This is a genomic window from Pseudoxanthobacter sp. (assembly GCF_036822375.1).
Classification (GTDB): Bacteria; Pseudomonadota; Alphaproteobacteria; order Rhizobiales; family Segnochrobactraceae; genus Pseudoxanthobacter.
The window spans coordinates 2,803-14,554 of sequence record NZ_DAISHT010000083.1 but is presented as its reverse complement, the minus strand read 5'-3'; the positions used below and the strand labels follow the sequence as shown (position 1 = coordinate 14,554).

The 11,752-nt window shown below is 68.4% G+C and carries 9 protein-coding genes; 8 read left to right on the top strand and 1 reads right to left on the bottom strand.

Features of this window, described 5'->3' with window-relative positions; translation table 11 throughout:
- From V7067_RS09780 to V7067_RS09770, 3 genes are all read left to right on the top strand, one after another.
- On the top strand, positions 1-953 hold a 953-nt coding region (locus tag V7067_RS09780), incomplete at its 5' end, for an aminotransferase class III-fold pyridoxal phosphate-dependent enzyme (RefSeq protein WP_334175707.1).
- 44 nt (positions 954-997) lie between these two features.
- Positions 998-1,786 (top strand): SDR family NAD(P)-dependent oxidoreductase, encoded by a 789-nt coding sequence (locus tag V7067_RS09775; RefSeq protein WP_334175706.1) that lies wholly within the window; start codon positions 998-1,000, stop codon positions 1,784-1,786.
- A 22-nt stretch (positions 1,787-1,808) separates the two neighbouring features.
- Complete coding sequence (locus V7067_RS09770; RefSeq protein WP_334175705.1) at positions 1,809-3,029, top strand: MFS transporter; 1,221 nt, start codon at positions 1,809-1,811, stop codon at positions 3,027-3,029.
- A 42-nt stretch (positions 3,030-3,071) separates the two neighbouring features.
- On the opposite strand, the gene V7067_RS09765 is transcribed toward V7067_RS09770, so the two are convergent.
- Complete coding sequence (locus tag V7067_RS09765) at positions 3,072-5,018, bottom strand: alkyl sulfatase dimerization domain-containing protein (protein ID WP_334175704.1); 1,947 nt, start codon at positions 5,016-5,018, stop codon at positions 3,072-3,074.
- A 489-nt stretch (positions 5,019-5,507) separates the two neighbouring features.
- Between V7067_RS09765 and V7067_RS09760 the strand changes: the two genes are divergently transcribed.
- The 5 genes from V7067_RS09760 (at position 5,508) to V7067_RS09740 (ending at position 11,629) form a co-directional block, all read left to right on the top strand.
- Positions 5,508-6,629, top strand: coding sequence for an AraC family transcriptional regulator ligand-binding domain-containing protein (locus V7067_RS09760; RefSeq protein WP_334175703.1), 1,122 nt, complete (start codon positions 5,508-5,510; stop codon positions 6,627-6,629).
- A gap of 661 nt (positions 6,630-7,290) precedes the next feature.
- Positions 7,291-7,599, top strand: coding sequence for a DUF485 domain-containing protein (locus tag V7067_RS09755; protein WP_334175702.1), 309 nt, complete (start codon positions 7,291-7,293; stop codon positions 7,597-7,599).
- A 47-nt stretch (positions 7,600-7,646) separates the two neighbouring features.
- Entirely contained in the window at positions 7,647-9,326 is a 1,680-nt protein-coding gene (locus V7067_RS09750; protein ID WP_334175708.1) for a cation acetate symporter, read from the top strand.
- 168 nt (positions 9,327-9,494) lie between these two features.
- Positions 9,495-10,895: a DUF294 nucleotidyltransferase-like domain-containing protein gene (locus V7067_RS09745; protein WP_334175701.1), complete on the top strand. Its 1,401-nt coding sequence runs from the start codon at positions 9,495-9,497 to the stop codon at positions 10,893-10,895.
- Positions 10,892-11,629 carry a HAMP domain-containing sensor histidine kinase gene (locus V7067_RS09740; RefSeq protein WP_334175700.1) on the top strand — a complete coding sequence of 246 codons (738 nt, stop codon included), beginning with the start codon at positions 10,892-10,894 and terminating at the stop codon, positions 11,627-11,629. The genes V7067_RS09745 and V7067_RS09740 overlap by 4 nt, the downstream gene beginning before the upstream one ends.
- Positions 11,630-11,752 lie beyond the last annotated feature (123 nt).

Below are 11,752 nucleotides of genomic sequence, written 5' to 3'. Positions count from 1 at the left end.
CCTTCGTCACCACCGGCACCGAGGCGGTGCATCTGGCCTGCCGCATCGCCCGCGGCGCCACCGGGCGCCGGCTGGTGGCCAAGGCGGTCGGCGGTTACGACGGCTGGTTCGATCCGGTGCGCTTCGGCCTCGTCGGCTCGCCGGAAGCCGAACGCGCCAACACCCGCCCGGTCCATGACGAGATGACGCTGTTCCGCATCAACGAGATGCAGGATATCGAACAGCTCTTTGCCGAATACGGCTCCGAACTCGCCGCCATTCTGGTCGAGCCGATGCTGGGCAACACCGGCTGCCTCGTGCCCGACCGCGCCTATTTCGAGCGCCTTTCGGCGCTGGCCCGCGCCCATGGCACCATGATCATTGCCGACGAGGTGATGGTCGGCCTGCGCCTCGGCGCCCGGCTCGTCAGCGAGCAGCTCGGCCTCACCCCCGATCTGGTGACCATGGGCAAGGCCATCGGCAGCGGCGTTCCGGTGGCCGCCGTCCTCGGCACCCCGGCCGCCTTCGAGGTGGTGGAACGCGGCGAGGTGGTGCGGTTCGGCACCTACCACGGCAACCCGCTGGTGGCCGCGGCGGTGGAAGCCACCATGACGCTGCTGACCGACGAGGCCTATGCCGCCCTCAATGCCTATGGCGCCGGCCTGCGCAGCGCGATCGGCGACATCTTCGCCGCCCGCGGCATTCCGGTCGTCACGCCCGGTTTCGATGCGGTGTTTTCGCTGTGGTTCGCCGCCGAAGCGCCGCGCACCTATGAGGAGGCGAAGGCCCGCCTGCGCCCGCAGGCGACCGCGCTGACCTATGAGGCGACCCGCCGCAACGGCGTGGTGACACTGCCCTCGCCGTGGGGCCGGCTGTTCATGTCGTTTGCCCATGGCCGCGACGAGATGGACATCACCTGCCGCGCCTACGAGGCGGCGGCCCGGGCACTGGCGGAAAGCGGGCTGGTGGCATGAGCAGCGGCGGTTCCTGTGGCACGAGCGGCAGCGGTTCCTGTGGCATGAGCGGCGGTGGCTTTCTCGTCACCGGCGCCAGCCGGGGCATCGGCGCGGGGATTGCCCTGCGCCTTGCCCGCGATCACGGCACCGGCGCGCGCATCGCGCTGGCCGGGGCCGCGCCGGGCCGCGCCATGGATGAAACGCTGGCCGCCGTGCGCGCCCTCGGCGCACAGGCCATCGCGCTCTATGGCGATCTCGCCGATCCGGCGGTGCCGGCCGCCCTCGTCGACGGGGCCCTCGGCTTCTGCGGCCGGCTGGACGGCGTCGTTGCCAATGCCGGCATCACGGCGCCGGGGCCGCTGGCCGGTCTGGCGATGGCGGACTGGGACCGCCTGTTCGCCGTCAACGTGCGCTCCACATGGCTGCTGGCGCAGGCCGCCCATGCCGCGCTTGCCGCCTGCCGCGGCGCCATGGTGGCGGTGGCCTCCGCTTCCGGCCTTGCACCCCACGCCGGCCACGGCGCCTATTCCTGCACCAAGGCGGCGGTCATCATGCTGTGCCGTCAGCTGGCGCAGGAGTGGGGGCGCGACGGCGTGCGCGTCAACAGCGTGTCGCCGGGCATGATCCGCACGCCGCTGACGGCGGCCATCTACCGCAACCCCGATGTCGCCGCCGAGCGCGACCGCATCGTGCCGCTGGGGCGGGTGGGCGAACCGGACGACGTGGCCGGCGCGGTTGCCTTCCTGCTCGGTCCCGACGCGGCCTTCATGACAGGACAGAGCCTGTGCATGGACGGCGGCTACACCGATTCAAGCCTCGGGCGGATTCCCGGTCTGCCGCGTTCGGCCTAATCGTTCAGGAGCTGTCAGACCCATGGCTGCTTCCCCCGCGACGGCCCGCGCCGAGACCGGCGTCACGCTTTCGCTGCGCATTCTGCCCATCGCCTTCGTCAACTTCTGCACCTATCTCGGCGTCGGCCTGCCGCTGGCGGTGCTGCCGGGGTTCGTCATCGACAGGCTGGGCTACGGGCTGGTGCTGGCGGGGCTTGCCGTCAGCATCCAGTTCCTGACGACGGTGCTGTCCCGCCCGTTCGTGGGGCGGATGTCGGACCGCATCGGATCGCGCCGCACGGTGCTGATCGGCACCGGCTGCGCGCTGGTCTCCGGCCTCGCCATGGTGGCGACCGGGCTGCTCGGCGCACTGCCGCCCGGGCCGCTGTTTGCCGTGCTGCTGGTCAGCCGGCTGGTGATGGGCGTTGCCGAAAGCTGCTCCGGCACCGCGACCATCACCTGGAACATCGCCCGCCTCGGCCAGCAGCATGCCGCACGGGTGATGTCGTGGGGCGGCGTGGCCGCCTATGGCGCCATTGCCGCCGGCGCACCGCTGGGGGCGGCGCTGTTTGCCGCCGGCGGGCTGACGCTGGTCGGCATCGCGGCGGTGGCCGCCGCCGCAACCGGCCTCGCCATCGCCCTGCTGCATGCCCCGGCCCGGCACATCGCCGGCCCCGGGACCGCCATGGGCCGCACGGCCGGCGTGGTGCTGCCCTATGGCGTGGCGCTGATGCTGGGAGCGGTCGGCTTCGGGGCTGTCGCCAGCTTTGCCAGCCTGCTGTTCGTCGCCAACGGCTGGCCCGGCGCCTCGCTGATGATCACCGTGTTCGGCGCGTTCTTCGCCGGCGGGCGCGTGGTGCTGGGCGGGGCCATCGACAGGCTCGGCGGGCGGCGGGTGGCGGTGCTGTCGCTGGCGGCCGAGGCGGCCGGACTGGCGGCGATCTGGCTGGCGCCGGTGCCGGCGCTGGCGCTGGCCGGCGCGGCGGTGGCCGGCACCGGCTTCGGCCTCGTCTTCCCCGCGCTCGGGGTGGAAATGCTGCGCCACTTTCCCGGCAGCAGCCGCGGGGCGGCGCTGGGGGTCTACACGGTGTTTCTCGATGCCGCGCTGGTGGTGACCGGCCCGCTGGCGGGCCTGCTGGTGCCGCTGGTCGGACAGGCCGGCATTTTCGCCGCCTCCGGCGCGGCCGCCCTGCTCGGCATGGGGGTGGCCGCAGCAACCCGCCGCCTCGCGCCGGCAGGACGTGCCCCGGCTGCGAAGCGCTGAGGACGGGCGGGCGGCCGCATGCCGCCGCCCGCCCCCTGCGCCTTACGGCGTCACGATGTTGAACCAGAAATCGAAGCTGTCGAGCAGGCCGATGAACTCCACGACCTTATCCTGATTGCCGTCGACCTGAACCTGGCCGGCCTGCATGGCATCCACGAGCCGGGTCTGGCCGAGGTTGATGTCGTCCAGCAGGCTGCGGTTCATGGTGACCGTGGCGTCGGCACCGGCGTTCTGGCGACCGGTCGTATAGTTCATCACGCCGTTCGTCACCGTCAGTGTGAAGGTCTGGTTCACGTCCGGCAGGATGAAGTTGAGCGCAATATCCGCGCCGGCCGCCTTGGGGTGATTCAGCCGCACAGCCAGATAATCGAGATAGATACCGAGCGGCAGCGCGCGGATCATGTCCGGCGAGGCGGCATCCGGCGTGGCCGTGCGCACCACACCGTCGCGCAATTCCTTCGCACCGGAAAGGTAGAAGTTGCGCCAGGGGCCGCTCTCGGCCTGATAACCCATCTGCGTCAGGGTATCGGCCAGCATGTCCCGCGCCGCCTTGTTGGCGGGTTCGGCGAACACGACGTGGTTCAGCGCCGTGGCGACCCAGCGATAATTGCCGGCCGCGTAATCGGCCTTTGCCCGGGCGATCACCGCATCGGCACCGCCGGCATATTCGACGAACTTCCGGCTTTCCTCGACCGGCGGCAGCTCATGCAGTTGCGAGGGATTGTCGCTGAACCAGCCGAAATAGAGCTGATACTGCGCCTTGGCATTGTGGTTCACGGTGCCGTAGTAGCCGCGATTGGCGAAACTCCTGGCCAGACTGTCCGGCAGCTGCATCTGCTCGGCGATTTCCACCATCGTCTCGCCCTTGTTGGCAAGACGCAGGGTTTCGTCGTGCAGATAGCGATAGGTATCGCGCTGCCCCTTCCAGAATTCGACGATCGCGGTGTTGCCCCACGTCGGCCAGTTGTGACTGCCGAAGCTCACCTGCACGTCATCGCCGAAGCGGTTGATGGTATCGTTGATATACTTGGCGAATTTGTCACCGTTGCGCACCTTGGCACCGCGCAGGGTGTAAAGATTGTGCATCGTGTGGTTGATTTCTTCCGCCTGCATCATCGCCTTGAATTTCGGGATGTAGAACATGAACTCCGCCGGTGCCTCGGCACCGGGCGTGTTGAGGAAGATCATGTCCACACCGTCGACCTTCATCTCGGTCGGCGTGTCGGAGACGGTGACCGTCGGCTCCGTGATCGTCACCGTGCCGGCGGCGGTGGTCGGGCCCAGCCCGGAGCCCAGCGAGCCCTGCGGCCCCTTCTCCAGCAGGTTGCCGTACATGTAGCTGGCGCGCCGGCTCATGGCGTTGCCGGCGATCAGGTTCTCGCTGACCGCCTCCTCGAAGAACCCTTCCGGAGCAATCACGGGGATCTTGCGCGCGGCGATCTCATCCGGCGTCAGGATGCCCTTCACGCCGCCGAAGTGATCGACATGGCTGTGGGTGAAGATGACGGCGGTGATCGGCAGATCCTCAACGCGCTCGCGCAGCAGCTTGTAGCCGGCCGCGGCGGTCTCGGTGGCCGTCAGCGGATCGATGACGATCCAGCCGTTCTCGCCGCGCACGAAGCTCATCACCGCCAGATCGAAGCCGCGCACCTGATAGATGTTGCCCTTGACGACCTCGAACAGCCCGTGGATGGCGTTGAGTTTGCTCTGGCGCCACAGGCTGTGGTTGACAGTCTCCGGCATCTCTCCCTTGAGGAAGTCGAACTGCGCCATGTCATAGATCACCGTGCCGTCGGGCGCCGTGATCTGCTCGACTTCCAGCGTGGCGATCTGGCCGCGCGTGGCATTTTCGAAATCGGTCTGATCCTCGAAAGGCAGATAGTCGTGCAGGGCCTTGTTGGCTGCAATCGTGGCCTCGCTCGCCTCCTGACCGGACGCAGAACCGACCAGTCCCGCAATGAAGGCCGTCGCCAGACAGGTACGCCGCATATCAATCGTCTCCTGAACGATATTGCCGGGCGCCGGGGGCAGCGCACGGCCGGTTGCCTCGCCGCGCGCCACGCACTGCGGTGAGGACAGATGAAACGGAAACGTCGCCGGGGCCGCCCGGAAGAGACCGGGGCCAGCCGGCGACCATCGCAATCGTCACGCCGCGCCCGCCTGTGGCAGGGCTGGCGCCTCACGGCCGCCATAAATGGCCGGGAACGGCTTTATCTTGTTTGATGAGATATTTAGTATAAAGTTCTTGGAATTATGAATTTCGTAATACAATTTTTCGATCACGACTATTTTGAAGCTATAATTTATGGCGCAAATTTACGACTGACCGGCAACGGGCTATAGCTTTGCCATGGGGGCCCGCGCCGGCCCTTATCATTTTGTGTCAGCCGCCGCGATTTCGGCCGGCACCGCGCCAGCCGGTCCCCCGCCGCCAACAGGCGCCGGATCGTCGCTCCGCCGGGCTTGTGGTGTGCTTCCATGAAGAAGAACGGACTGGTTCCCCTTGTCCGGGCCATCGGCTTCGGGCCCCTGCCGCAACTGCTGGAAGAACGCGCCGGCGAGCGGGCGCTGCACCGGGTGCTCGCAGCCGAGGGCCTGCCGGTGGCGGCGGCGGAACTCGGCCGCATGCCGATCCCGACCACGAGCATGATCGGCCTGTTCACCCGCGCCGGCAGCGTGCTCGGCGACCGGACCTTCGGCCTTCTCGTCGGCGAGCGGATGTCCTGTGCCGGCTATGGCGAATGGGCGGAGCGGAGCGCGGTCGCCAGCGATCTGCGGGCCGCCATCCGCAGCGTGAACGACACGAGCCACGCCCATCAGACCGCCTCGTTCCGCTTCAGCCTGACGTGCGAGGGCACCCGCTGGATATGGCGGGCCACGCGCTCGCGCCTGCTGACAGGCGACCGGCAGCACAGCGACCACCAGATCCTGCCGATGATCGGGTTCGCCCGCCTGTTCCTCGGGCCCGGCTGGTGGCCGGACTGGATCGACCTCGATTATGCCCGCGATGCCGATGCCGCGCAGATCGAACGCCGCCTCGGCGCCCCGCTGCGCTTCGAGCGACCGGGCGTCGGCCTTGCGCTTTCAGAGGCGCAGCTCGCCGCCCCGAACCCCCTGTGGCACGCCGCCGCCGGCCCGCAGCAGGCCGCCGCGTCGCAAGCCGCCGCATCACAAGCCGCCGTGCCGCTTTATGACGACGTGATTCTGGCCGATGCTCCGGAACCCGTGCGCTCGTTCTCGGCCATCGTCGCCCTGCGCCTGATCGAGGGGCACAGCGATATCGAGGGCGCGGCCCGCCTCGCCGGCATCGGCGTGCAGGGCCTGCAGCGCCGCCTGCGCGCCGAGGGATTCTTCTATCGGGAGTTGCTGGAACTCGCCCGCCGGCGCCGCGCCGTGCACCTTCTCACGGCAACTCCGATGCCCGTTGCCGAAATTGCCGCCGCCCTCGGCTATGAAGAACACGCCAATTTTACCCGTGCTTTCACGCGCTGGACCGAGATTTCGCCATCGGCATTCCGCGCCCTGCAGGGCATTACTGAAGCGGGCGACCATCCGGATGACCAACTGGCCCCACGGACGATACCGGAAAGCGCCGGATGACACGGCTCAGGCGGGCCTGAGAAGCCGGAATAACACAGATGACCGGCCTATTTCCGCGCAGTTACAGCATATCGATGCCTGATATACAGGGTGACCGGGCGGCACGCAGCGGGCATGGCGGCTTCCCGCACCCGGCGGGCCGGCGACACTGGACTTAAGTCTAGGTCGCATCGCGGGCAGGGCTCGCTTAATGTTTGCAGACTGGCCATCGGCGCATCAAGAATCGCTGCGAGGCCTCAGCCCGCCGGAGAGGCGGTCATGAGGCCCGCTTCAGGCGACAGCACCGCCGGAAGGCCGGACATTCCGCAGGCCTGCGCAGGGAGGATGTCAGGGCGCGGAATGCCAACTCATGTCTCGTTCTGGCTGGGTGGCCGGGCCGTTCCGCTTACCGTATCCGCTGCACCGGGGCCGCTGCCACCGGATGCCTGAAACGCGGATGCCGGCTTTCGGATGCCCCTGCCGCCCCGGTTCCGGCGCCGCGCGCGTCCGGACCGACACCGTAACGACGCGCCGGTTTCCGCGCACGGGGCTGCTCTGGGCACTCCGCGCCGGCGGTGCGTGCGCCGCGTGGGGCGGATCGAAATCCCCGGAAAAACACCCCGGACGGGCCAGATCCGCACCCACACAAAACAATGACCCGCGGGTGGGAGAGGGAGCTTCCATGGATAATTCGCTGGTCGCACGCGTTGCGACTAATCCAGACTATCAGCGCCTCAAGGCAACGCGATCGCGGTTCGGCTGGCTGCTGACCCTTGCGATGTTCGTCGTCTATTATGGCTTCATTGTGCTCATCGCCTTCAAGAAGGATGTGCTCGCCGCCCGCATCGGCACCGGGGTCATGACCTGGGGCATTCCGATCGGCTTCGGCGTCATCATCTTCACCCTTCTCATCACGGCCATCTATGTGCGCCGCGCCAACAGCGAGTTCGATGCGCTGTCGGAGAAGATCAAGGCGGAGGTGCTGAAGTGAACCGCATCCGTACCCTTCTTGCCGGTGCCGCGGGCACGGCCGGCCTGATGCTGATGTCGGCCCCGGCGCTCGCCGCCGGCGGCGATTTCGGCCATGTGGAGAAGCAGGCGACGAACTGGACCGCGATCGTGATGTTCGCGGGGTTCGTGCTGTTCACCCTGTTCATCACCAAGTGGGCGGCCGGCCGCACCAAGTCGGCGGCCGACTTCTACACCGCCGGCGGCGGTATCTCCGGCTTCCAGAACGGCCTTGCCATTGCCGGCGACTACATGTCGGCGGCCTCGTTCCTCGGCATTTCCGCCGCGGTGATGACCACCGGCTTCGACGGCCTGATCTATGCCATCGGCTTCCTCGTCGGCTGGCCGATCCTGACCTTCCTGATGGCCGAGCGTCTGCGCAACCTCGGCCAGTTCACCTTCGCCGACGTGGCGGGCTTCCGCTTCGCTCAGGGCCCCATCCGCGTGTTCGCCGCCTCCGGCGGCCTCGTCGTGGTGGCGTTCTACCTCATCGCCCAGATGGTGGGCGCCGGCCAGCTCATCCAGCTGCTGTTCGGCCTCGACTACTGGATTGCGGTGGTGCTCGTCGGCATCCTGATGATGGTCTACGTGCTGTTCGGCGGCATGACGGCCACCACCTGGGTGCAGATCATCAAGGCCTGCCTGCTGCTCGGCGGCGCCACCTTCATGGCCTTCATGGTCATGATGCACTATGGCTTCAGCCCCGAGGCGCTGTTTGCGGCCGCGGTGGACGTGAAGACCAACATCGCCGCCGCCGTTGCCGGCACCACGCCCGAACAGGCGGCCGCCAAGGGTCAGGCCATCATGGGCCCGGGCACCTTCATCAAGGACCCGATCTCGGCCATCTCCTTCGGCATGGCGCTGATGTTCGGCACCGCCGGCCTGCCGCACATCGTGATGCGCTTCTTCACCGTTCCCGACGCGAAGGAAGCCCGCAAGTCCGTGATGTGGGCCACCGGCTGGATCGCCTACTTCTACCTGCTCACCTTCATCATCGGCTTCGGCGCCATCACCTTTGTGCTGGTCAACCCGGACTTCCTCAACGCCAAGGGCCTGCTGATCGGCGGCAACAACATGGCGGCCGTGCATCTGGCCCATGCGGTCGGCGGCAACGTGTTCCTCGGCTTCATGTCGGCGGTGGCGTTCGCGACCATTCTTGCCGTGGTGGCCGGCCTCACGCTGTCGGGCGCCTCGTCGGTCTCCCACGATCTCTATGCGACCGTGATCAAGGGCGGCAAGGCCGACAGCGACAAGGAGCTGAAGGTCTCGCGCATCACCACCATCTGCCTCGGCGCCATCGCGGTGCTGCTGGGCATCGCCTTCGAGAAGCAGAACATCGCCTTCATGGTGTCTCTGGCCTTCGCGGTGGCGGCCTCGGCCAACTTCCCGGTGCTCTTCCTCTCCATGCTGTGGAAGGACTGCACCACCCGCGGCGCCGTCATCGGCGGCTTCCTGGGTCTGGCGTCGTCGGTCATCCTCACCGTGCTGTCGCCTTCGGTGTGGGAAGTCACGCTCGGCAACCCGGTCGGGTCCGCGCCGTTCCCGTTCACCTCGCCGGCGCTGTTCTCCATGGCGCTCGCCTTCGCCGGTATCTGGTTCTTCTCGATCACCGACAAGAGCCGGCGTGCGGCGATCGACCGGGCGGCCTTCCCGGCGCAGGAAGTGCGTTCGGAAACCGGCATCGGCGCCGCATCCGCCTCCGACCACTGAGGCACACGCACCGGGGCAGCCGTCATGGCACACACACGCCAGGCAGATACTCGCCAGCAGCCGGCAACGGAGGGGGTCTCCCCCCTCCCCCCTGCCGTCGGCGAGGCCCCGAACGATCCGCCCGCCGCCGCGCGGGCCCGCTCCCGGCGCCACGAGCGCCGGGAGTTCATGTCCGTCATGGCCTCGCGCGTGCGCGATGCCTATGTGCGCAAGCCCTTCTTCGTGGAGGGCGATACCGATCTCGTCAGCCTGTGCCGCATGCTGTCGCAGAAGGGCCTGACGGATGCCCTCGTGCGCGACGGCGAGCGCACCGGCGTTTTCACCACCACCAACCTGCGCGATGCGCTGCTGCGCGAAACGCCGCCGCATCTGCTGCCGGTGCGGGAGGTTTCCACCTTCCGGCCGCTTTCCGTTTCGCTCGACGACGACCTGCAGGGCGCCATGCTGCTGATGCTGCGCCACCGCATCCACCGCGTGGTGGTGCGCGACGACAGCGGGGCGATCGTCGGCCTGCTCAGCCAGATCGACCTGATGGCCTTCGTGGCCAGCCACTCCCACCTGATCGCGCTGGAGATCGCCGAGGCAGCCAGCACCGACGAGCTGAAGGCCGCCGCCGCCGAGGTCGATGCCCTCATTGCCGACCTGCAGGGCGATGGCGTGCGCGTCGAGGTCATCGGCGAACTGGTCGGCGAGCTCAACCGCCGCCTGTTCCAGCGCCTGTGGGAGCTGCTGGCGCCGCCGGATCTGCGCGACAACGCCTGCCTGCTGGTCATGGGCAGCGAGGGGCGCGGCGAACAGCTGATCAAGACCGATCAGGACAACGCCCTTATCCTGCGCGACGGGTTCACCTGCCCCGGGCTGGAGGCCGTCACCGCCGCCTTTACCGAAAAGCTGATCGAATTCGGCTATCCGCCCTGCCCCGGCGGCATCATGCTGAGCCGCCCGCAGTGGTGCCAGAGCCTCGGGGCCTTTCGCGAGACGCTGCGCCACTGGCTGTTCGACCCCGACCCGACCGGGCCGATGCATCTGGCGATCTTTCTCGATGCGGCGGTGGTGACCGGCGATGCCGGGTTGCTGGAGGCACTGCACGCCCATCTCGACCGCCTGCTGCAGGGCGATGCGCCTTATTTTGCCCGCTTCGCGCGGGCCGTCGACCAGTTCAGCGACAGCACCTCGTGGTGGTCGCGGCTGCCCGGCCTGCGCGGCCGCGAGGCGGCCGAGATCGACCTGAAGAAGCTCGGTATTTTCCCCATCGTGCACGGCGTGCGCGCCCTTGCGCTTGAACATCGCGTGCATGCACAGGGCACCATGGCGCGCATCGACGCGCTGGTGGCGGCGGGGCACATGGAAGCCGGCCTCGGCCGCGACCTGTGCGATGCGCTGCATTGCCTGATGGGGCTGAAGCTGGCCGGCAACCTGCGCCAGATCGCGGCCGGCGCAGCGCCGGGCAACAGCCTGCCGCTCAGTACCCTCGGCACCCTCGACCGGCAGGCGCTGAAGGATTCGCTCGCCATCGTGCGCGGCTTCAAGCAATGGCTCGGCCGCCACTACCGGTTCGACCTGCTATGACCGCCGGACCGGACGACACAGCCCCCCCTGAAGACCGCCGCGACGACGCCACCGCCGCGCTCGCCCACGAACTGCGCACGCCGCTCACCGCCATCCGCGCGCTGGCGGAACTGATGCTCGACACCCCCGACATGACCGGGGACGAGCGCGCCGGCTTCCTGCGCATCATCGTGGCGGAGAGCAGCCGCCTCGGCCGGCTGGTGAACGACATGCTCGATCTGGCCAAACTCGGGTCCGGCCATGCCGGCCTGATAACCGGCGATGTCGACCTCGCCCGGCTGGCGGCCGACGCCGTGGAAATCAGCCGGCCGCTCTTCAGTGCGCGCGGGGCGCAGGTCGCCGCCCGCCTGCCGGCGGCCGTTCCGCCGGTCCGGGCCGATGCCGACCGGCTGAAGCAGGTGCTGCTGAACCTGCTCGGCAACGCCGCCAAGTTCGTGCCCGCGCGTGACGGCTGCGCCATTCTGACGCTGCAGCAGGCCGGCGACAGCCTGATCGTGACGGTCGCAGATAACGGCCCGGGGGTGCCGGAAGCCGACCGCGACACCATATTCGAGCCGTTCCGCCAGAGCGGCGCGGCCGGCTCGCGGCCACCGGGCACGGGCCTCGGGCTGCCGATCAGCCGCCGCATCGTGGAACAGTCCGGCGGCCGCATGTGGCTGGAGCCGGCAACAGGCCGGGGCGCACAGTTCGCGTTCAGCCTGCCGCTGCGGCCCGAAGGAGGAAACACGCCATGAATGCGCAGACAACAAACGGCCGGACAACAGGCGCGCAGACGGCCGGGACACAGGCAGCGGGGGCATCTGCAGCGGGGGCAAAGGTTCTGATCGCCGACGACGAGCCCAACATCGTCGTGTCGC

Coding starts and splice junctions, on each gene's coding strand:
- V7067_RS09765 (WP_334175704.1), bottom strand. CDS start 5,018: ATGCGGCGTACCTGTCTGGCGACGGCCTTCATTGCGGGACTGGTCGGT.
- V7067_RS09760 (WP_334175703.1), top strand. CDS start 5,508: ATGAAGAAGAACGGACTGGTTCCCCTTGTCCGGGCCATCGGCTTCGGG.
- V7067_RS09745 (WP_334175701.1), top strand. CDS start 9,495: ATGTCCGTCATGGCCTCGCGCGTGCGCGATGCCTATGTGCGCAAGCCC.
- V7067_RS09750 (WP_334175708.1), top strand. CDS start 7,647: ATGCTGATGTCGGCCCCGGCGCTCGCCGCCGGCGGCGATTTCGGCCAT.
- V7067_RS09740 (WP_334175700.1), top strand. CDS start 10,892: ATGACCGCCGGACCGGACGACACAGCCCCCCCTGAAGACCGCCGCGAC.
- V7067_RS09775 (WP_334175706.1), top strand. CDS start 998: ATGAGCGGCGGTGGCTTTCTCGTCACCGGCGCCAGCCGGGGCATCGGC.
- V7067_RS09770 (WP_334175705.1), top strand. CDS start 1,809: ATGGCTGCTTCCCCCGCGACGGCCCGCGCCGAGACCGGCGTCACGCTT.
- V7067_RS09755 (WP_334175702.1), top strand. CDS start 7,291: ATGGATAATTCGCTGGTCGCACGCGTTGCGACTAATCCAGACTATCAG.